The organism is bacterium (assembly GCA_023228325.1).
Taxonomy (GTDB): Bacteria; Auribacterota; UBA6266; order UBA6266; family UBA6266; genus UBA6266.
This window is the reverse complement of sequence record JALOBK010000001.1, coordinates 64,017-85,481: the sequence shown is the minus strand read 5'-3', so window position 1 is coordinate 85,481 and position 21,465 is coordinate 64,017. Positions and strand designations below refer to the sequence as shown.

General features: G+C 42.0%; 22 protein-coding genes, 3 tRNA genes, 1 other RNA gene and 1 riboswitch. Of the genes, 24 read left to right on the top strand and 2 right to left on the bottom strand.

The features are described from left to right. The first annotated feature begins 8 nt into the window (after positions 1–8). The 4 genes from M0R36_00430 (at position 9) to M0R36_00415 (ending at position 1,509) form a co-directional block, all read left to right on the top strand. Positions 9–473: a hypothetical protein gene (locus tag M0R36_00430; GenBank protein MCK9554275.1), complete on the top strand. Its 465-nt coding sequence runs from the start codon at positions 9–11 to the stop codon at positions 471–473. A gap of 55 nt (positions 474–528) precedes the next feature. Beyond that, a tRNA-Leu gene (locus tag M0R36_00425) sits at positions 529–614 on the top strand. Positions 615–708: 94 nt separating this feature from the next. Further along, the gene (locus tag M0R36_00420) at positions 709–1,194 is read left to right on the top strand and encodes a VIT1/CCC1 transporter family protein (protein MCK9554274.1); all 486 of its coding nucleotides are present in this window, start codon (positions 709–711) and stop codon (positions 1,192–1,194) included. Positions 1,195–1,287: 93 nt separating this feature from the next. After that, complete coding sequence (locus M0R36_00415) at positions 1,288–1,509, top strand: hypothetical protein (protein MCK9554273.1); 222 nt, start codon at positions 1,288–1,290, stop codon at positions 1,507–1,509. 191 nt (positions 1,510–1,700) lie between these two features. Here the strand turns inward: M0R36_00415 and M0R36_00410 are convergent. Continuing rightward, positions 1,701–1,777, bottom strand: a tRNA-Ala gene (locus M0R36_00410). 258 nt (positions 1,778–2,035) lie between these two features. Next, positions 2,036–2,719 (bottom strand): DUF1559 domain-containing protein, encoded by a 684-nt coding sequence (locus M0R36_00405; protein MCK9554272.1) that lies wholly within the window; start codon positions 2,717–2,719, stop codon positions 2,036–2,038. 52 nt (positions 2,720–2,771) lie between these two features. Beyond that, positions 2,772–2,852, bottom strand: a riboswitch (cyclic di-GMP riboswitch). Positions 2,853–3,002: 150 nt separating this feature from the next. Between M0R36_00405 and M0R36_00400 the strand changes: the two genes are divergently transcribed. From M0R36_00400 to rnpB, 20 genes are all read left to right on the top strand, one after another. Next, positions 3,003–3,632, top strand: coding sequence for a prepilin-type N-terminal cleavage/methylation domain-containing protein (locus M0R36_00400; protein MCK9554271.1), 630 nt, complete (start codon positions 3,003–3,005; stop codon positions 3,630–3,632). Positions 3,633–3,711: 79 nt separating this feature from the next. Next, the gene (locus M0R36_00395) at positions 3,712–4,821 is read left to right on the top strand and encodes a GntR family transcriptional regulator (GenBank protein MCK9554270.1); all 1,110 of its coding nucleotides are present in this window, start codon (positions 3,712–3,714) and stop codon (positions 4,819–4,821) included. A 90-nt stretch (positions 4,822–4,911) separates the two neighbouring features. Further along, positions 4,912–5,484, top strand: coding sequence for a hypothetical protein (locus tag M0R36_00390; GenBank protein MCK9554269.1), 573 nt, complete (start codon positions 4,912–4,914; stop codon positions 5,482–5,484). A 125-nt stretch (positions 5,485–5,609) separates the two neighbouring features. After that, a complete protein-coding gene (amrB, locus tag M0R36_00385) occupies positions 5,610–7,073 on the top strand; it encodes an AmmeMemoRadiSam system protein B (protein ID MCK9554268.1) in 1,464 nt (487 codons plus the stop codon). Positions 7,074–7,214: 141 nt separating this feature from the next. Beyond that, positions 7,215–7,577, top strand: a complete 363-nt coding sequence (locus M0R36_00380; GenBank protein MCK9554267.1) for a response regulator — start codon at positions 7,215–7,217, stop codon at positions 7,575–7,577. A 228-nt stretch (positions 7,578–7,805) separates the two neighbouring features. Beyond that, on the top strand, positions 7,806–9,095 hold the full coding sequence (locus M0R36_00375) for a ComEC/Rec2 family competence protein (protein ID MCK9554266.1): 1,290 nt from the start codon (positions 7,806–7,808) through the stop codon (positions 9,093–9,095). A gap of 108 nt (positions 9,096–9,203) precedes the next feature. After that, positions 9,204–9,704, top strand: coding sequence for an STAS domain-containing protein (locus M0R36_00370; protein ID MCK9554265.1), 501 nt, complete (start codon positions 9,204–9,206; stop codon positions 9,702–9,704). Between the two features lie 2 nt (positions 9,705–9,706). Beyond that, positions 9,707–11,134 carry a SpoIIE family protein phosphatase gene (locus M0R36_00365; GenBank protein ID MCK9554264.1) on the top strand — a complete coding sequence of 476 codons (1,428 nt, stop codon included), beginning with the start codon at positions 9,707–9,709 and terminating at the stop codon, positions 11,132–11,134. A 13-nt stretch (positions 11,135–11,147) separates the two neighbouring features. Further along, a complete protein-coding gene (locus M0R36_00360) occupies positions 11,148–11,513 on the top strand; it encodes an STAS domain-containing protein (GenBank protein ID MCK9554263.1) in 366 nt (121 codons plus the stop codon). Positions 11,514–11,518: 5 nt separating this feature from the next. Beyond that, the gene (locus M0R36_00355; GenBank protein MCK9554262.1) at positions 11,519–11,974 is read left to right on the top strand and encodes an ATP-binding protein; all 456 of its coding nucleotides are present in this window, start codon (positions 11,519–11,521) and stop codon (positions 11,972–11,974) included. 130 nt (positions 11,975–12,104) lie between these two features. After that, a complete protein-coding gene (locus tag M0R36_00350) occupies positions 12,105–12,716 on the top strand; it encodes a nucleotide exchange factor GrpE (GenBank protein MCK9554261.1) in 612 nt (203 codons plus the stop codon). 6 nt (positions 12,717–12,722) lie between these two features. After that, the gene (gene dnaJ, locus M0R36_00345) at positions 12,723–13,886 is read left to right on the top strand and encodes a molecular chaperone DnaJ (GenBank protein MCK9554260.1); all 1,164 of its coding nucleotides are present in this window, start codon (positions 12,723–12,725) and stop codon (positions 13,884–13,886) included. Beyond that, the gene (locus M0R36_00340; protein ID MCK9554259.1) at positions 13,877–14,617 is read left to right on the top strand and encodes a 16S rRNA (uracil(1498)-N(3))-methyltransferase; all 741 of its coding nucleotides are present in this window, start codon (positions 13,877–13,879) and stop codon (positions 14,615–14,617) included. Before dnaJ ends, M0R36_00340 begins: the two co-directional genes overlap by 10 nt. 162 nt (positions 14,618–14,779) lie before the next feature. Beyond that, entirely contained in the window at positions 14,780–15,382 is a 603-nt protein-coding gene (locus M0R36_00335; protein ID MCK9554258.1) for a CvpA family protein, read from the top strand. Beyond that, positions 15,372–16,328, top strand: coding sequence for an NGG1p interacting factor NIF3 (locus M0R36_00330; protein ID MCK9554257.1), 957 nt, complete (start codon positions 15,372–15,374; stop codon positions 16,326–16,328). Before M0R36_00335 ends, M0R36_00330 begins: the two co-directional genes overlap by 11 nt. A gap of 63 nt (positions 16,329–16,391) precedes the next feature. Further along, positions 16,392–18,158 (top strand): DNA primase, encoded by a 1,767-nt coding sequence (gene dnaG / locus M0R36_00325; protein ID MCK9554256.1) that lies wholly within the window; start codon positions 16,392–16,394, stop codon positions 18,156–18,158. A 3-nt stretch (positions 18,159–18,161) separates the two neighbouring features. Continuing rightward, the gene (gene rpoD / locus M0R36_00320; GenBank protein ID MCK9554255.1) at positions 18,162–19,793 is read left to right on the top strand and encodes an RNA polymerase sigma factor RpoD; all 1,632 of its coding nucleotides are present in this window, start codon (positions 18,162–18,164) and stop codon (positions 19,791–19,793) included. Positions 19,794–19,855: 62 nt separating this feature from the next. Continuing rightward, positions 19,856–19,932 (top strand) — tRNA-Ile (locus M0R36_00315). A gap of 147 nt (positions 19,933–20,079) precedes the next feature. Beyond that, on the top strand, positions 20,080–20,784 hold the full coding sequence (locus M0R36_00310) for a C4-type zinc ribbon domain-containing protein (GenBank protein ID MCK9554254.1): 705 nt from the start codon (positions 20,080–20,082) through the stop codon (positions 20,782–20,784). Positions 20,785–20,839: 55 nt separating this feature from the next. Further along, an RNA gene (gene rnpB, locus M0R36_00305) (RNase P RNA component class A) lies at positions 20,840–21,321 on the top strand. Positions 21,322–21,465 lie beyond the last annotated feature (144 nt).

Below are 21,465 nucleotides of genomic sequence, written 5' to 3'. Positions count from 1 at the left end.
GAGGTAATATGGAATCACATGAGATTTTAAGGGAAGCGTTCGAAAAATCCGGTCCGAAGGAAGTTGCCTCAAAACTTAATCTATCGTTGTCGCTTGTATATAAATGGTGCGAGCCGTCTTCAGAGAGTGAAAGCGGCAATCCGGCGGGAACCAGGAACCCGCTTGACAGAATTAAGGCAATATATGAAGTTACGGAAGACAGGAATATTATCAACTGGCTGTGTAATGCCGCGGGGGGTTCCTTTATCGAGAATTATACCAAGGATATTAATCCTGCCGGTGTTGTCGCTACGATTCAGATTATGATAAAAGAATTTTCGGACTTGCTTAAGATTGTTTCGGACTCAATGAGGAATGACAGCAATATTGATGAGAAGGAGACCAGGAGAATAAGGAAAGAATGGGAAGATCTGAAATGTGTTACCGAGTCGTTTGTTACCGCCTGCGAAAAAGGGATGTTCGGAAAAAGCTGAACAGGCAAGAACGCCGGTTCCTTGACAGTTAATGTAAAATATAATTCTGATTTGCGCCAGAGTGGCGGAACGGCAGACGCGACGGACTCAAAATCCGTTGAGCTCCGGCTCATAAGGGTTCAAGTCCCTTCTCTGGCACCAGTGAACCACGCAGGGTTCACTGCCCTGAACCCCTGCAGTTCAGGGTATTCATGATGTTTCGTATTTAGATATTAGAATTTAGGATTTCAAAATTATGGATAAAAATCATTCACTCAAAGTCGGTTTCAGTTTCGGGTTTACATCCGGGATAATAACTACCATAGGACTTATGGTCGGGCTTCATTCCGGCACCCATTCAAAACGCGCCGTTATCGGCGGCGTGCTGACGATTGCGATAGCCGACGCTTTTTCCGACGCGCTTGGAATTCATGTTTCCGAGGAGTCGGAAAATCAGCATACTGCCGGAGAAGTCTGGATATCAACTGTTGCAACATTTCTTTCGAAATTCTTTTTTGCGTTGACTTTCCTCGTCCCTTTGCTTTTATTCAGGCTGGATACGGCGGTGGTTATCAGCGTAATATACGGGTTTTCGATGCTTGGGATCTTCAGCTTTGTTATGGGCGGAAAACAGGGCGCAAATCCATTCAAAGTCGCAGGGGAACATTTATTGATAGCGGCGATAGTTGTGTTTCTTACCCATTTTACGGGGGCCGCCATTTCAAAACTGCTGAATTGCTGACTTTCCCGTTGATTGCTTTTTAAGCAAATGTTTGACTTATTTCATATATAGTAGTAAATTATTAGCATCAGTTTATTTCTTTCAGGGGGGATTATGGAAGAAGATAAAACAAGAAATGATAAGGTGAAATATTCTTACGCTCTGCTCGGCATCTCGATATTCATAGTCGGCATGGCGCTTGTCTGGTCCAATATCCTGTATCAGAAAGAAAGAGAAAAGAATAAAGTCCTGGCTTACCAAATAAGAATCCTGGAAAGAAATATAAATACTCTCAAAACCCAGATGGAAAAAGTTTCGGAACTGCTGACTTACTGATAGTGTTTTTTCTCCACAAATCCGCTTTCCTAATTAATCTTATGTGCCCGAGATTGTGCCCAAGTGGAATATTAGTGTTGAAAACAGAAAATACTTGTCCGCCTTTGGCGGGGACCACAATCGAAAATCTTATTTTTATCTATTGTTCTAATGCTCGATTTTCAATTGCTCTGTCCCGCCTTCGGCGGGACTGGTGGAGGTAGGGGGAGTCGAACCCCCGACCTCTTGACTGCCAGTCAAGCACTCTAGCCAACTGAGCTATACCCCCTCCACAAGCCTTTTGAACAACATGCAAAATCTGATATTAGGTTAATACTCTAGTTGCGTGAGACTGTAATTTATGGAGCGAAGCGCTCATAAATTACAAAGCCGAACGTAATCCCGCCCGAGGCGGGGCCAACTGAGCTATACCCCCTCCGCGAGTTTTTGGGAATTCCGCAAAAAATAAGAAAGACCGTCTGACAAGCGAAAAGAAAGTATATATTTGAAAATTCAAATCGTCAAGATTTAAAAAAAAGTAAGCATTCTAAGGATAATTGGGGAGAGGATCTGTCCTTACAGTCTCGAGTTTTTCCGTCTGAACCCATTCGCTGTGCCCGTCGCAGAAAGAGCAGGTTGCGCCGATACCGTGATGGGAAATGGCCCTGTCGATGAATGTGTTCCTGTTCTGCGCATTTATCCATAGGTAGTCCGCATCTATAAACAGCAATACCTGTTCAGGAGCCTGTATGGGCGGAATAAATCCTTTTAACCTTCCGACATCTGTTCCGCTCCCTCCTTCCCAGTTAGCCGAGTTATCGCATCCTACAACGGATTCATTCATGGCGTATGAGCATTGTGTGACAGTGGTCTGTCCCGCCCAGCAGTAGAGGCCCTGGTCGTTCGGGTTTTCATCGGCGGGGCAGATGAAAAGTTCTTTCTGATATTGAATGTAGGGCAAGAGCGCGTCCATCCAGCAAACCCCTTCTTCGTCATCCATCCCCATACCCCATCCCCATCCGCAATAAGGGAAATGGTCATTATAATCCGTAGAATATATCATTGCGGCATGCACAAGCTGTTTCATATTACTCATACAGCTTATTCTTCTTCCTCTTTCCCATGACTGCCAGATAGCGGGAAAGATAAGGGATATAAGTATGGAAACTATGGTCACCACCGACAACAGTTCCATTAATGTGAAGCCGTCTTTATGTAAGTATGTTCTCATAATACAAAAAACCCATCCTCTTTTTAAAAGAATGGGCCAAGAGTTTTAATGCTTCGGTAACCCGGCTGCCATTCTTTTAAAAAGGCCCGCAGTTTTGCGCCCTGCCTTTTCAGGCAGTTTGCCTTTATCGGCATTATAATATATTTACTCCTCTAATAAAACATAACATTTAATTGATATGCCGGTCAAAGGACATTTGGTTAATTAACACGCCGTAGCTGCCGGCCTTGACAAACCCCGCAAAAATGCTAAAATATAAACAGGTATATTACCGGTATATATTATGAAAAAGACAAAAAATAGCATAGGTTTTACGTTAGTCGAGCTGCTTGTTGTTATAACTATTATAAGCATTCTTTCTTCTCTTATACTGCCTGCGATTAAATCCGCGAGGGAAGCCGCGAAATCAACTGTCTGCCAGGGATATCTCAAGCAGTTCGGATATGCGTTGCTGATGTATACTAACGAATGGAACGGCTATATTCCGGAAGCTTTCCTCTCAGGGGATATCGGATGGCAGGATGCGCTGCAGCCTTATACCAGGGGTGTCCCCTTCAGCAGCGGACAGAACCCCGGAGGTATATATAGCTGCCCGTCCGGGAATCCGGAAAAGAATCCGCTCCACCCCGCATGGGCCAACTGGAATTATATGATGAACGAATGTGTTGAATTATACAGGATAGACAACGTTCCTTTTGTCAGCGATAAAATTTTTGTATGCGACGGGTGGTATAATTCAATTGACCCGGAGTATGCGGATTGGGCGGGGGGTATGGAAAATGCCGTCAGAAAAGCCCACAGGGGAGGCGTAAACTACCTGTATTGCGACGGGCATGTTCACTGGAGCAGAAATATTCCCCCCAAAGATTCAAACTGGAGATGGTGGGCAGGCGGCATGCACCTGAGGCCCTGAAAAAATCTTTTTTGACAAATCTCTTTTCTGTTAGTATATTTAGTACAGGTAAACAACCGGTATAATATTTGGTTAAAAGATGGCAAAAAAGACAAAAAGCTCCAAACCGATTTATCAGCAGATAGAAGATGAGCTCGCCCATAAAATAAAATCAGGCGTGTTCAGGGTGGGGGAGTATCTCTCTCCCGAGAGAACTCTCAGCTCGGAATTTAAAGTAAACAGGATTACCGTCAGAAAAGCCATCAAGAATTTAATTACCAGAAATCTGGTTGTTTCCATACCGGGTTCGGGAAATAAAATAATCAGTTCCGCCGAAAAAGAAAAAGAGCACGCAAAAACCATAGCCTGTGTTTTCTTCAGAAATGTTTTTCAGGATTCGGGCAATCCTTATTATTCCAGGATACTGGGAGGCATTGAGAGCGAGGCGGGCAAGAAAGGGTATGGCGTGCTGCTCACATCCCTGGGGGAAGAATATTTCTTCGGAGACAATAAAATCCATGATCTGCTTGATTCGAGAAAGATTGACGGAATTATATTTGCCGGCGAAGTATCCAATGATTTTATTATAAGCCAGTTTGAGAAGGGCATTCCCTGTGTTGTTATAGACAGGGATATTAAAGGGAAGAATATAACATCTGTCCGCCCCGATAATCCGGGCGGTTCTTACAATGCCATAAAGTATCTGATTGAGATGGGACATAAAAGAATAGGGTTTATCAGGGGTTCTTTAAACGATAAAACTGTCCAGGAAAGATATGAAGGGTATGTGAACGCTTTAAAAGAAGCGGGGATCCCCATGGACGAAAGGTATGTTGTTGAAGGCCATTTTACCGTGGAACAGGGATATACCTGCGCGGGGATATTGCTGGATGTAAAACCGATGCCGACCGCTATATTTGCCATAAATGACAGAGCCGCTGTGGGCGCGATTAAGGCCGTCTCCGAAAAAGGATTAAAGGTGGGAAAAGATATTTCCATAATAGGTTTTGATGATATTGATATAGCCGCGCATACGAACCCTCCTTTGACTACAATAAGAATCTTTAAGGAAGAAATGGGCATAACCGCAGTCAGCCTGCTGATTAACCAGATAGAGAATCCTTCGTTTACCCCTCTCAAATCTGTTATTCCTACGGAGCTTGTAATCCGGGATTCCGTGGGTAAGTTTTTATTGAAAAAAAACAAATAGTTTTATTTTAAACCGCATCAAAATCAGGTATACTTATCAATATAGCCGGTTCAGCGCTTTAATCACTATACTTGAGAGGCAAAATGTCTTATGTCTGAAAGGATACAGAAAGATAAGGTTTACAGGAGAAGGCAGTTTATCGTAGATTTTCCGCTTCAGCTGAAATACGGCATATTCTTTGCTCTTATCTGCCTTTGCCTCAGCAGCGCGTGGGGTTTCAGCCTCTACAACGCCAGGATCAAATCCCTTGAAAATGAATATATTATAAGGCCGGGCGAAGATTCAAAACTGGAAGAATTTTTAACAGCGCAGAGATATGTATCTTTTACCACTACGGCAATGGTGCTGGCGTCAACAGCCGCCTTTTTCATTATGGGCCTGTACGGCGCCCACAAACTTACGGGCCCTTCCTACAGGCTGAAAAAGGAAATACAGGGAATCATAAACGGCAATTATCCCAAAACGATAAACCTGAGGAAGAACGACCTGCTGCATGACCTCGCATATGAAATAGAAAAACTCGCATCTTCCCTGAATAACAGAAGACTGCAAAGAGATGAAAAAATTCAGATTATCCTGAAGCTTTTGTTGTCCCTGAAGAGTGAATATAAAGAGGAAACGATAGAAGAAATCAAGAAACTGCTCGGCAACTTTGATATTTAAAGATTACTTTCCCGATGAACAAAATTTTCATTCGTATTTTTAGCGGGTTTCTTTTACTGATATTTTGTAATTGTTTTATTATAAAATGCGGCGAACTGTTTGCGGACAAAATCAACGGAGAAAACATGAAAGTCAGGAAATCGGTTGTGTCCGGGATGTTTTATGAAAGCGATCCCGGAAAGTTAAAGAAAGAGATCAGCCGATATTTGGCTGAAGCCGATGTAAAGCCTGTTTCGGGAAATGTAATTGCGTTAATAAGCCCTCATGCCGGTTATGTATATTCGGGCCGCGCGGCGGCTTTCGCGTATAAGACGCTTGAGGGAAAGAACATTAAAAGAGTTTTTGTCCTTGCCCCCACCCATTGTATAGGGTTCAGGGGCGCATCTATACCCGATGTTGACGCGTATGAGACTCCTCTGGGGATTATAGGCCTTGATAAAAAAACATGCGCTTCTTTACTAAAAAAGAAATCTTTTACTTCTATAGCGCAGGCCCATTCAAGAGAACATTCCCTTGAGGTCCAGCTCCCTTTTCTTCAGTATGTCCTGGGAAAGGATTTCCTTATTATCCCGTTAGTGATCGGACAGCTTCAGGAAGAGGATTATTCCCGGATAGCCGATGCGTTAACGGCGTGTTTGACAGAGGGAGATCTCGTGGTTATAAGTTCTGATTTTATACATCAGGGATACCGTTTCGGGTATATGCCGGCAAAAGAGAATATCCAGGAGACCGTTAAAAAAATAGATATGGAAGCCATAGATCTGATATTAAAAAAAGACGGCCCGGGATTCATTTCTTATGTCGGCTCAACGGGCGCCACAATTTGCGGAAGAGATCCTATCGGCATATTATTATACATGCTTCCCGAAGACGCCAAAGGTTCCCTGTTGAAATATTATACATCCGGCGATATTACAGGAGATGAAACTGAAACGGTGAGCTACGCGTCAATAGCTTTTGTTTCAGAGAGTGGATTTTACGGCGGGGGCGGCAGTCCGGATACGGGAAGGGATAAAGGGAACAAAGATTTTTTAAGCGACGAGGATAAAAAAGTTTTATTGAACCTTGCCAGAAATACCGTCGAGGAATGTGTAAGAGAGCAAAAAATAAGCGGAATCGAAGACTATGATAAAGTTACCGGACGGTTGAAAGAAAAATCCGGTGTTTTTGTGACACTTACGAAAAACGGCGGGTTAAGAGGATGCATAGGTTATATTGAGCCTGTGGAGCCGCTATATAAGGCCGTTATGGATATGGCGGTTAATGCCTGTACGAGAGACTTCAGGTTTAACCCTGTAAGGGAGGATGAATTAAACGATATTGAAATTGAAATATCTGTGTTGACCCGCCCCGAAAAAATTTCCGGCCCCGAAGGGTTTATACCGGGAGAACATGGTGTAATAATTAAAAAAGGCTGGAATCAGGCTGTTTTTCTGCCGCAGGTAGCCCCGGAACAGGGATGGGACAGGGAAACGACCCTGAAGCATCTGTGCATGAAAGCGGGCTTGTCCGCCGATGAATGGCAAAAACAGGGAATGGAGTTTTATATCTTCAGGGCAATTGTTTTTTCTGAAGGGAATCAGCGGTGAGTTTGAAAAAATGGGCAATATTGGTTGTTTTTTCCCTGGTTTCTTTGTCTGTTTATTTCTTCATAATAATTTCCAGAGAGCCCGGTTTCTTTATTTGAATATATCTGGTATACTTTACTGAAAAGCGGAGAGAGGTTGAAAATGAAAAAAATTCTTATTATTGACGACGAAGAAGATATACGCGAACTGGTTAAGATAACACTGGGCGCCAAGTACGAGGTGATAGAGGCGTACGACGGTTTGAGCGGCCTGGATATAGTAAAGGATGAAAAACCGGATTTAATCCTTCTGGATATGATGATGCCTATAGTCAGCGGAACCGATGTGTGCAAAAGACTGAAATCCTCTCCCGATACCGCAGATATACCGATAGTGATAATAACCGCGGGCGGTATTGAAGCTGCGATGAAAGGCATGTCGGAGAAAGCCGATCAGTTTCTTATTAAACCTTTTACGACGGATCAGATTGAAGAGAAAGTGGATAAGTTGCTAAATAAATCATAATTTGATTTTTCAATGTTCACATCGTTTTTTTTAAAAAGACCATTTTTGCCGATTTCTTTATCTCTGTGCGCCGGCCTGTGTTCCGGTTTATATTTATCTCATTTTAGCCTCGGCTTGTATTTTTTATTCGCGGCGCTGTGCTGTTTGCTATTGTGTGTTGTCTTTTTATCCTGCTCATTTGAAGGCCGGGCCGCTGTTTTCTATTGCCTTTTTTTTGTTTTTTACGGGATGTTGATTATAACCTTCAGCCTGCGGTATCCGGAATTTGACAGGGATCAAACCCTGGTATGTGAATTTGAAAAATTCACGGGTGTTTCAAAACCGGACCCGGCCTCGAAACCTAAAGCGGCAGTGAGCGCAATTTTGCTGGAATCCGGAGAGAAGCAGATAAAAGAAAGGGAACGGGCGCTGGTTATCCTGGATTCGGAAAAGATGCCGGACTGGGATTTCAAGGATATTTTTGTAATAAAAGCGTCTGTTTCGGAAAATCCGGATTTTCCTTTTTCGGCCTATAAATACAGGGCCGTTTCTTCAGGGTTATTGGAGCACAGAAAAACAGGGTCACTTTTTTTCAGAGTTGTCAATAAGATGAAGAAAACCCTTGTCGGGATTATTGAAGAAGGCATGCCCCAGCCCGGGAGTTCGGTTATGATAGGGATGTTGACGGGAGACAGGCACAAAATACAGGAAGACGTGAAATATGATTTTATCAGAAGCGGGACATCTCATATACTTGCCGTTTCAGGCCTGCATGTCGGTTTGCTGAGCGGTTTTGTCTTTTTGATTTTCAGGCTGTTGAATCTGGAAAGGAAAATGGCCGGTTTTTGTCTGTTTCTTGGTGTCATATGGTTTTATATAGCGATGACCGGTTTTTCGGTTTCATCGGTCCGGGCAGGTATAATGATTTCCATCCTTACAGGGTCTTTGGTCCTGGGCAGGAACCCCGATTTAATAAATATTTTATGTTTTTCGCTTCTGTTGATGCTCATGATAAGACCGGTCTCCTTATTTGAGGCTTCCTTTCAATTATCATTTGCCGCAATGTCGGCGATAATTTTCTATTCCAGATATCTGATGCTTCGCAGAAAGAGGGTTAAAATGGAGTTGATACCCGGTTTTGCGTATAAAATGAAAGCGGTCGGCGGCAGGTTTGCCGAAATCTCCATAGAATATTTTAAACTCTCTCTTGTGATATGGCTGTTTACAAGTCCGATAGTCCTGTTCCGCTTTGACACATTCAATATGCTGACGCCCCTTGTGAATATTCCGGTTGTTTTTTTATCGACGCTGATAATAAATACGGCTTTTGTTTTTTTGCCGGTGGCCGTGTTTTCGTCATTGGGCGTTAAGCTTCTTGGTATATGCGGAATTTTTATTAAACCTCTTCTCTGGGTTGCGGATTTGTTTTCCGGTTTTGCTTTCGATATAGAAGATATCTATCTGAAGATAATACTGCTGGGATTCATTTTTGTTTGTTTATCAATAATTTTTTTATATGCTGAGAATATAACCGAATGATTTTTATATTGACTATGAGTGGTAATGATTTATAAAATTACTATTAAATTTGCGTATTCAATTTAAATGCTGCAACCCATTTTGCAACGGCGTTATTACAGGTGATGCTTGGATAAATTTAAGACAGCTATTATCGGAAAGCAGCTGATAGTAAAGATTTTAGGCAGGGGTTCTTTTAAGAATAGCAAAGATCTCAGGGATTACGTTCTTGAAAAACTTGAAAAAGACGCTGATGAGTGCTTTGTGGATTTAAAAGAATGCATTAGCATGGACAGCACTTTTATGGGAATGCTCGCCGGTTTGAATTTTGCGCTTAAAAACAGAAAAGACAAAAATATATATTTTTCCAATATAACCAATCCAACCAGAGAGCTGTTGTCAACCCTCGGGTTGCTGGAGCTTATTTCACAAAAAATGCCGGATAAAGCGGCGGAACAGGCTGATTTTAAAGAGATTCTGCTTGCGCAGGGCAGGACGCCGGGAATGGCGAAGCATATGCTTGAAAGCCATGAAATGCTCTCAAGCCTGGACAAAAAGAATAAGGAAAAATTCAAAAAAGTCGTGGATTCGCTTAAGGAATCCGTTAACAAAGACAAAGAGAAAGATTAATTTTGAATATCTCTCAATTATTCTGGATACTGGCGGCTTTAATTTTACTTTTCATTTATATCAGGCTGAAGAGAAAGCATTTTTTGCTTGAAAAAGAGAAAAACGCGCTGATCCAGGAAAAAGAAGTTGTGGTCTGCTTCCTTCAGGATATAGGGGAAGCTTTTACCGAAGCCATGGAACTGGATGACCTCCTGAAGAAGATAATAAATTGTTCAATCAATCTTGTAGGCGCCAGCGCAGGCGCTATTTTCCTTTCCGACCCCCAGAGAAAATACCTGGTCGCTAAAATTGTGGAAGGGATTTTCCCTCCCATGACTAATAATATAGGTCTTGTGGCTGATAAGGTGTCTACCAAAACCAAATACCTTGAAGATATCCTGAAGAAAGAAAAAATAGAATACGGACACAGTGTTATCGGAGAAGCCGCAAAAAAAGAAGTGCCTATACTTGTGGAAGACGGGGACAAAGATGACAGGGTGCCTAAGCTTAAATCGGATATCCTGAGAATAAGAACCATGATGGCTGTTCCCCTTAAGATTAAAAATGAAGTTATAGGTGTTATGGCCATAGTCAACAAATGGTCCGGAAGGTTTACATCTACCGACCTATCGCTTTTCAGCGCTCTTGCCGACCAGGCTTCGGTTTCGATAAACAATGCCCGGTTCTACCATTCGCTGGCCGAGAAAAACAGGATAGACAGGGATCTTGAAATCGCAAAAGATATCCAGCAGCTTTTAATACCCGAAAGATGCCCGGATATTTCCGGTTATCAGATAGCCTCTTACAGTAAGGCGGCGCTGGAGCTGGGAGGAGACTATTATGATTTTATAAATGTGGATGAGGACCATCTCGGCATAGTTATTGCCGATGTTTCCGGGAAAGGTATTTCGGCGGCCATTGTCATGGCAACTTTCAGGGGTATGCTGAATATTATCGCCCGGGGCGATAAGTCCCCGAAGTCGGTGCTGTCCGAGATTAACAGGATTATGTACAGCGACATGAAAAAAGATATGTTTATCTCTGTGTTATACCTGATATTAAACACCAAGGATCATAGCATTGTGGCTTCGAGGGCCGGGCATGAGCCGATATTGCTCATTCATGACCAAGGCAGAAAGCATAAGCTGATTAAAGGAAACGGCATAGTTATCGGAATAGATGAGGGTGATATATTTGATAAAAATCTCGAAGAAACATCGATTAATCTCCTGAAAGATGATATAATCGTTTTATATACGGATGGGATTACAGAGGCGATGGATATGCAGAGGCGGGAGTTCGGCAGGGAAAACCTTATAGATTCTGTTATGGTGTCTTCTGCCGAAAATGCGGAAAATATCGCTAAAAACATAGAAGACAGAATTGCGCGCTTTACAGGTGGAGTGGAACAGCACGATGATATTACACTCCTGGTCTTGAAAAAGGTATAGGAGGATTTTTTTTATGCCGGCTTGTGAAATAACAATCGAGAAAATCGATTTTGAGGAACCGATTCATATTGTAAGGATTACCGGCGCGCTTGACGCCTATTCGTTCCCTGATTTCGAGGTTAAAGTCAGGGAAATATTTGATAAAGACGGCAGAAATATTATTCTGGATTTCGGAAAACTTGATTATATCAGCAGCGCGGGGCTGGGCGCCCTTATGGGATTTGCCAAAATCGCCAGACAGAATAAAGGGGATCTCATTATACTTAAGCCGACTCCGAAAATAGGAAGCATTATAGATGTTCTGGGCTTATCCAAGTTTATCAAAGTGTTCTGGGATGAAAAAACAGCATTGAACTCATTTGTTTCGAAAGCAGGGTGAAAATAATGAAAACTTCAGATGGTTTAATCTATTTAAAAATACCTTCCAACAAATTTTTCCTTGGCCTTGTAAGGAAAGTTATTACCGAGCTGGCCGAGAGGATGGATTATTCTCAGGAGGATATAGCAAAAATAGAGCTGGCTGTTGACGAAGCATGCACCAATGTAATCCAGTATGCTTATACATCGGAAGAGAAAATCTCGTTTAAGGGAGGCAAAGATGAAGCTATAGAAATAAGGGTCAATATTAATCCCAAGAAAATAATGATTAATATTTCCGATAAAGGTAAAGAGTTCGATTTCGGCAGCTATAAGATTCCTGACATAACGGCCCATTTCAAAGAGATGCAGATACACGGTCTGGGACTGTATATAATTAAGAATTTTATGGATGAAGTCAATTATGAAAGATCCCCGGATGGGGTTAACACGCTTAAGCTGGTAAAGTATATTAAGAAGTAGATGTTACATCCTGTGCGCCTTTAAAGAGTAAAATGATAAAAAAGTTTCTTGTCTTTTTCGACAGGCTGAATTAATATATTAAGCCTGTTTTTTCATTTGCACATAATTAATCAATCAGGAGAGCTTTGATATGAACCAAGAGGGCAAAAGCAAAGACAGCGCAGGACATGCCGAAGGGAAACATCCGGCAGGACAACAGGTTAAAGATGAAGCGCTGAAATTACAGAAACAGGTCGACGAACTGGCGGAAAAGCTGAAAGCCTGTGAAAAATTTGAAGAAATGTATTTTAAAAAAGCGGCAGAGTTTGATAATTTCAGAAAGAGAAACGATAGGCACAAAGATCAGATAATAAAACTTGCCAACGAAGACCTTCTGCTTGAGATCCTGCCTGTTGTCGATAATTTTGAACGCGCGCTTGCGGCGCCCGCTGATGACTTAAACTCTTTGCATAACGGAATTGAACTTATATTGAAGCAACTGGAAAACATACTGGAGAATGCCGGTTTAAAGAGAATAAGGTCCGTCGGGGAAAAATTCGATCCCCATTATCATCATGCGATAGGCGTGATAGAAAACCAGGATACAGAAGAAGATATGGTAATGGAAGAGAATTTGCCGGGGTACATTTTGTTTGATAAGGTTGCCCGTCCCGCAATGGTAAAAGTATCAAAGAAAACACATAGTCCGGAACCGGCGGCGGACGGCGATAAAAAAAATAAACCTGAACAGAAAAAGCAATAGCGAAAAATGGAAAAAAGAGATTATTACGAAGTCCTGGGCGTAAGCAAAAGCGCGAGCCTCGATGAAATAAAAAAGGCTTATAGAAAGCTGGCGCTTAAATTTCACCCGGACAGGAATCCCGATAATAAGGACGCGGAACAGAACTTTAAAGAAGCGGCCGAAGCTTATGAAGTATTGAGCGATCCCGAGAAAAGGAAAAAATATGACCAGTTCGGACATAGCGGCATGAAAGGAGCTTTCGGCGGGCACGGTTTTGATATGTCCGATTTTTATCAGGCGCATGGTTCTGAATTCAGAGATGTCTTTGATATTTTTACAGGCGGGTCAGGCAGTATTTTCGACGCATTTTTCGGTGGACATGCTCCCGGCGGCGGGTCGCAGCACAGGTCAGCCCGGAGGGGAGAAAGTCTCCAGTTTGAACTGGGAATAACTTTTGAGGAAGCGGTTTCAGGAACCCGGAAAGAGATAGAATTCAGGAGGCTTGACACCTGTTCGGAATGCGGCGGCACGGGCGCCGCCAAAGGATATTCAAAAAGAAAATGCCCTCAATGCGCCGGAAGAGGACAGGTAAGCAGTTCGCAGGGATTTTTCAGTGTTACAACAACTTGCCCCAGGTGCAAGGGAGCCGGTCAGGTGGTTGAAAAACCGTGTAAGGCATGTAACGGAAACGGCCTGGTTGAAAAACCTCATAAAGTTAAAGTAAGAATACCCTCAGGAGTTGAAACAGGCGTCCGTTTGAAAAGCGAGGGAGAAGGGTCTATGGGACTGGATGGGGGTTTCAGAGGCGACCTGTATGTGCGGATCAGAGTTCAGCCCCATCATCTTTTTGAAAGGACCGGCGATGATATTATATTAAAAGCGCCGATTGATATTTCAACGGCTGCATTAGGCGGAGAGATTGATATCCCGACACTTGAGGGAAAAGTTTCATTAAAAATACCATCGGGCACTCAAAGCGGTAAAATATTCAGGCTAAAAGGCAAGGGAATCAGAAATCTTCACGGGTATGGTGTCGGCGATATGTTTGTCAAGGTCTTTGTAGAAACTCCCGTCAGAATGAATTCAAAACAGAGGAAATTAGTTGAAGAAATCAAAGAAAATTTTTCTCTTTCGAATTTTCCGGACAAAAGCGCTTTTATTAAATCCTCAGAGATTAACAAATGGAAGTAAGAAGATTCTTTTCGGATGGCCTTTCCTCAAAAGCGGGCCTGTGTGAACTTGATAAGGCCCAATCCCATCATATAATAAATGTTCTGCGCCTGAAAACAGGAGATGATGTTGAGCTTTTTGACGGCAAAGGCTGTGTTGCTAAAGCAAAGATAGCGGTATTGGGAAAAGCCAAAGTGACCTGCGAAATACTTGAAAAAACCGTTTCCGGAGGATATAAGCCGGAGACTGTATTTGCAATAGCTATGGGTTTGATAAAAGATAAAAAGATGAGATTTGCTTTGGAGAAACTGTCTGAAATAGGTGTTTATGAATTTTATCCTGTAATATGCGCCAGGTCGGTCCCGTCTTTTAAAGATGAAGCGGACAGGAAAAAAAAGGCCGGAAAATGGAAAAAAATTACGGTTGAATCCGCAAAACAGTGTCAAAGGAATACCTGCATGAGTGTTTGTGAACTCACTACGCTGGAACAATTTATCGAGGTTTCAGAGGGTTTTCAGAATAAATATTTTGCCGACATAAAGGCTGAGGATTGTTTAAGCGGCCGGTTATTGAATATCACCGGCAGTTCGATTTGCCTTATAGGGCCCGAGGGCGGTTTTTCAGCCGGAGAAAAGGATGCGCTGATAAGAAAATATTTTTGTCCGGTTAAACTCGGCGTTAATATCCTCAAGTCAGAAACGGCTGCGATTTATGCGGGAGTATTACAGGCGGCTTCGTATTTGAAGAAGTGAGGACATTATATTATTAACACTTTTGTATACAAGGGGTTAATCAATATGATTCGCAGAAAATCAGATTAAGGCATTTTTTGCTTCCATGTCTTAAACTTGACAACACTGTTTTTATGTGATAAACTTTCTACTTTTCTGTAACTTACGTTTGTCTAAACATATATGAATTTTAATTGGGTTGATTTTATAATTATGGCGGTTATCTTTCACGGGGTCGCGAGAGGCCTGAGGAAAGGTCTTTCGGGCGAGATAGTCGCAATCATAGGTTTTGTTGCGGCAGCAGCGTTATCATTTCACTTTTACAGAATAGTCGCCCTGAAGGTTGAAGAAGTTTTACCCGTATCTTATCCCGTTTCGGGATTGTTGTCATTTTCGGCGATTGCCGCAGCCGTGATTTCGCTGAGCATCATTATCCAGAAAACAGTGCATAATGCGGTCGAATTGAGTTTTATGTCGTTCTTTGAGCGTTTAGGCGGGGCATTATTGGGTGGTCTCAGAAGGGTTATTGTAATCGGCCTGATTCTTTTTATATGCGGAATGGTATATATATTTTCGGGCCTGCCGAAAGATTTAGTCCGGACAGGCAAAGACTCCATACTTGCCAGGTCGATATATAAGCTTTTGCCTCAGGTATATGATGTCTGTACTATGGTCTATCCCAGATTTAAAAATTTTTCCGGCGATATTTTTTTAAATGATTTGAAAGATAAATATTCAGTGGATGTTTCTGTGACAGAAGAGGAGAATGAAACACATGAAAATTAAAGATATTTTTGAGATGGCCGTTGCCGAAGGGAAAAAAGAAGATCCCAGGGGGCAAAAAGGAATTATCGGAGCGTTGAACAGGAAAAAAACAGAGTATGAAGAATTATCCGCGGAAGAGAAAAAACACTTTGATACAGAAAAATTTTCGAATCCTTACTCCGATACAAGAATATTGTACGGAAACCCTTCGGCAGAAGTTAAGAGGGTAATGATCGGCATCGACATTGAAGTTTCCGAGCTTGTTCTGGCAGACCGGCTTTCGGAAAAAGGCAGAAAAATCGATTTGGTCATATCGCATCATCCCGAAGGGAAAGCGCTTGCGTTTCTTTATGATGTTATGGGGATGCAGGCGGATATTACCAGTATTGCCGGGATCCCGATCAATGTTTCTGAAAACCTGATGGAAAAAAGGATTAAAGAAGTTGAAAGAAGGCTTCAGCCTGTTAACCATATGAGAGCGGTAGACGCGGCGCGGCTGCTTAATATCCCTTTTATGTGTATTCATACCGCGGCGGATAACCATGTGGTTTCTTATCTTCAGAAAATATTCGACAGGGAAAAACCCCAAACGCTTAAATGTGTGATGGATACCCTGAATAAGATCCCCGAATATAAAGAGGCGCAGAAAAACGGCGCGGGGCCGAAAATATTCGTCGGAAACCCCAAAAAACGCGCCGGCAGGGTATTTGTTGATATGACCGGGGGAACGGAAGGTTCAAAAGAGATAATACAGAAACTTGCTGATGCGGGAATAGGCACTTTGATAGGCATGCATTTCAGCGAAGAGCATGTAAAAGAAGCTGAAAAGCATCATGTCAATATGGTTGTAGCCGGGCATATTTCAAGCGATAATATCGGTTTAAACCTGCTTCTGGACAAATTGACCGCAAAGGCCAGATTCGATGTTATCGAATGCTCCGGATTTGTAAGAGTGAAAAGAAAATAATATCAGCCGTTAAAAGCTGTTTGTGGTGGTTGGTAAAGGCTTGACAGGTATAATAGGTGGACTATGTCTTCGCGTATATTAAATGATAGCTTAAAGGAACAGGTTGCCGAAGCGAATGATATAGTCGAGGTAATCAATGAATATATTCCGCTGAAAAAGGCAGGGAAAAATTATAAGGCCTGTTGTCCTTTTCACAGCGAAAAAACACCGTCTTTCTTTGTGAACAGGGAAAAACAATTATTCCATTGCTTCGGCTGTAAAACATCAGGAGACGTTTTTTCTTTTGTTATGAAATATGAAAGCGTTGATTTTTTTTCGGCGCTTAAAAGGCTCGCCGAGAGAGCCCATATCCCTGTTGTTCTTGACTCCGATAAGGGAGTCGAAGGGGAAAAAGAAAGATTATATAAATTAAATGAAGAGGTAAGCAGATTTTATCATCAGATATTAACAGAGCCGACATCCGGTTCCCTCAGGGATTATTTATATAAAAGGGGTGTGGATGATGATCAAATCAAACTTTTTAAAATCGGTTATGCCCCCGATTCATGGGATGCCCTGCAGAGGTGGGCAAGAACAAGGTCTCTGTCCGGGGAAGATATGGGTACGCTCGGTCTGATAGTGAAGAGAGATTCTCAGAAGGGGTATTATGACAGGTTCCGCAAAAGGATTATGATTCCGATTATTAATATTACCGGCAGAATTTCCGGTTTCGGAGGGAGAATCACGGATAATACTTCCGTTAAATATATGAATTCGCCTGAGTCGCCGATATTCAGCAAGAGCCATATCCTGTTCGGACTCTTTCATTCAAGGGATTATATTGCGAAAGAGGATACCGCTGTTATAGTAGAGGGTTATTTTGATTTCTTTTCCCTTTTTTCAAGGGGGATAAAAAATGTAGTGGCATCCCTGGGCACTGCTTTTACCGAGAGCCAGATAAAAATAATAAAACGTTATACGGATAATATTGTAATGGCGTATGATTCTGATACCGCGGGACAGAAAGCCTCTCTGAGGGCTTTGGAGATTTTCCTGGCGAATGATATGTATGTAAAAGTTATGATTTTGCCCGCGGGAGAAGACCCTGACAGCTTTATCAGAAAAAACGGGGAAGAGGAATTTCGCAAAAGGCTAAACGGCGCAGTCGACATATTGGATTTTAATTATGAACTTTTAACCGGGGAGAATGATATATCCAAGGATGCGCCCAGGGTAAAAGTCGCGAAATCCATTATAGAGGCTATAAAGAAAGTCCCTTCTGCCATACGTAAAGATATCTATATCAAAAAGTTCTCCGAAAAACTTATGGTAGATGAACATTTATTCAGGGAGGAGATGCAAAAATTTCCGGATGAATATTACGAAGAAGGCGGTGCTTTTGAAGAAACCGATATGGTTTCCGCCGAAGAGATGCTGCTTTATACCGCGCTTGAAGATATGGAATGCGCGAAAATACTGGCGGAAAATAATCTAAACGAATTATTCAGCAGCCGGAACCATATTGAATTGGCGGAACAGATAATCTCAGATTACCGAAACGGCAGAAAGTTAGCGAGTTCTCAGATAAAAGGAGACAATAGAGAGAAATTGGTTAAAACCGCGGCGGGTATACTTATGAAGGGGTCATTCCACTCAATGGATAAATTAAAGGCGGCAGGAGATTGTTTGCGCAGGATCAGGTCGGAGAACATTAAAAAGCGTATTTCTGACATACAGCAGCAGATAAAAACAGCCGAAAACAAAGGAGAAACAGATAAAATTCAGAATCTTCTAAAGTTAATTCAGGACCTTAAAAAGAGTATGAATTTATTAATTCAGAAATCGGAGTAAAGGATGAACAGAGAGGAAAGAAACCAGAAAATCAGGGAATTGATTAAAATCAGCAACGAGAAGGGTTTTCTTACTTATGATGATATTAATAATTCTTTGCCGGATGACACAATATCTTCGGATGAGATAGATTCAATATTGATCCTATTGAGGGGTATGGATATTGAAATAGTGGATTCACCCGAAGCTTACAGCAAAGAACCTTCATGGGAAGAAGAACAGGAAAAAGAAAGAAAGCTTTCACGGCTTGAAATACTTGATGACCCCGTAAGAATGTATCTGAAGCAAATGGGCCAGGTGCCTCTCTTAACAAGAGAGCAGGAAATAGAAATATCCAAAAGGATTGAACATGCGGAAGAAAATATCAGGTCTATGATATTCCTGTTTCCCAATGTATGCAGGGAATTTGTCCTGTATGCCAAAAGGCTACAGGCGGGCAAGGACAGATTTGACAGGGTAGTGGTAGAAAAAAAGGTAGCTAAAAGGGAAGCGTATTTAAGCAAAATCGACAGAACCTGCAAGAATGCCGAAAAGTGCGAGAAGAATATCCTGGATATGGAATCCAGAATGAAAAAGAAAATCTCCAGGAAGGAAAAGGAAAAAACAAATAAAAAGATATCAAAAGAAAAGGCAAAATTGCTGGATATCCTGCAAAAATTTTATTTTAAGCAGAGCACAATTGAAGAAATAGGGGAAAGAATAGAAGCTACATGCGATAAAATAAGGTCTGTCAGAAGAATAATAAAACAGCTCGAACATGAACGGAAAAACAAGGAAAATAAAAAACGCGCTTCCAATGAAAGGAAGAAGTTAAGAAGACTTCAGGGAGCGGTAGGCATATCCATAGACCACTTTATAAATTTATCTGATGAAATAAGCAAATGGCTGAGAAAGGTTCATGATGCCAAAAGTGAGATGGTCGAGGCCAACCTGCGGCTTGTTATCAGCATAGCGAAAAAATATACAAATCGCGGACTTTCCTTTCTTGATTTAATACAGGAAGGTAATATGGGGCTGATGAAAGCCGTTGATAAGTTTGAATATAAGAGGGGTTATAAGTTTTCGACATATGCTACATGGTGGATCCGGCAGGCGATCACGAGGTCAATAGCCGATCAGGCAAGAACTATAAGAATACCCGTGCATATGATTGAAACCATCAATAAGCTTGTCAGATCTTCAAAAAAACTGGTGCAGGAGCATGGGCGTGAACCTACCGTGGAAGAATTAGCCCGCGAAATGAAAGTAGGTGTTGAAAAAGTCCGCGGCATCCTGAAAATATCCCAGCATCCTATTTCTCTCCAGACGCCGATCGGGGATAGCGAAGATTCTCACTTCGGGGACTTTATCGAGGATAAAGGCGCGGAATCACCTTCCGACGCGACCGGCTATACGCTCTTGAGGGAACAGATAGAAGATGTCCTTAAAACACTTACAAAGAGAGAGGAAAGAGTGTTGATGTTAAGGTTCGGGATAGGGGATTCTTCTCCAAAGACACTGGAGGAAGTCGGGAAAATATTCGGAGTTACAAGGGAAAGGGTGCGCCAGATCGAAGCTAAAGCCATAAGAAAGATGAGGCACCCCATAAGAGCCAAAAAACTCCATGGTTTCCTCGAGGCGGAGGAAAACGAATAAGCAGGATTTATTTATTATTGACACATGTCTCTTATTTGATAGAATTTCATCTCTGTTTGCGGGGGCCTTTAGCTCAGTTGGTTAGAGCAGCGGACTCATAATCCGCGTGTCGTAGGTTCGAGTCCTACAAGGCCCACCATCCGCCGTCGCCTGGAATCGGGTGCTCCATTTAAAAAGCTATGGCGGCGGACGGGTCCCTGAAATTTCCCGCGCATATCTTTACTTGACACCCCATATGATTTCTCTTAGCATTAGACTTTGTTATTTTTGAAAAGGAGAACCGCAAATGTTAAATGAAATTGAAATTCTTTTGAAAGTCCAGGAAAAGGATTTAAAAATAATGTCTTTGGAATCCAGGTTGAAGGAGAACCCTGAAATAGTTAATAAAGCCAGAAATATACTGAGGGAAGCGGAAAATGAACTGAAAGCGAAAAATGATATTTTAAAGAAGCTTCAGGTAGAAAGAAAAGACAGTGAAATCCAGGTGGAGTCAAATAACGAACAAATCGCGAAATTGGATTCACAGGCCGGCAGTGTCAAAGATAACAAAACCTACAAAGCTATACAGGACGAGATACTTAACCTTAAGGCAAGGATAAGCCTTATTGAAGATACAATGCTTGAAAATATGGAAAAATGCGATGAAATCAGTTCTCAGATAAAGGATTTAAAAGAGCAAGCGGCGCTGAGGACGGATGAATTGGAAAAAGCCGAGGAAAAAGCAAGAAAAGAAAGCGGGGATATAGAAAAAGAAATACGTGATTTGAAGGATCTTAAATCTGAAATTGAGAAAAATCTGAGTCCGGAAATTCTTTCAAGATATTACCGGCTGCTTAATAATAAGAAAGATGCGGTTGTCGTCCCTTCCAGGAAGGGGTCCTGCGGAGGATGTTTTATGGCATTAACGCCCCAGGTTATAATGAAGCTCAGATCTGAAATGAAAATAGTTACATGTGAAAGCTGTCAGAGGATTCTTTACTGGGAATCCTGATTTTATGGTATAATTTGCATACAAAGTTCTTTGTTAATCGTAGTGTTCTAATTTTCCGACCGGTCGGATAGTCGCTCTCTGTGATAAAAGGTCCAGCGCATGTTAAATTTTATGTTTTCTTTTATCCTGAGAGAGGAAAGTCTGAACTCCGAAGAGCGGGATGCTGGGTAAAGCCCAGGGGGTGTTAAAACCCACGGAAAGTGCAACAGAAAATATACCGCTCCCTACAGTTATTTTCAACGCCGGAAATCCCTGGATTTCTTATGCGTGGAAAATGTAAGGGGTAAGGGTGAAAAGGTGAGGTAAGAGCTTACCGCTTTGATGGCGACATCAAAGGCAGTGTAAACCCCATCCGGAGCAAGGCCGAATAGGGCATATTAGGGTTGCTCGCCCTGTGCCGGGTTGGCCGCATGAGCGTATAGGTAACTATACGCCAAGAGGAATGACTATCGCCCCCGCATTTTTATGCGTATTACTCCACATTTTTCAGATGTTATGAGGGGGTAACAGAATTCAGCTTATGAACCGGTCGGATTTTTTTATCTTTTTCCATTATTTTTTTTTAAAGCCCTCCACTTTTAACCCGCAGTTTATATTCTAAGACGGTAAAAAATATTTCCTTTTTTTAAAAAAACCCTTGACATATGGCCTATGCAGTAGTAAATTTATACCATGGTGGAG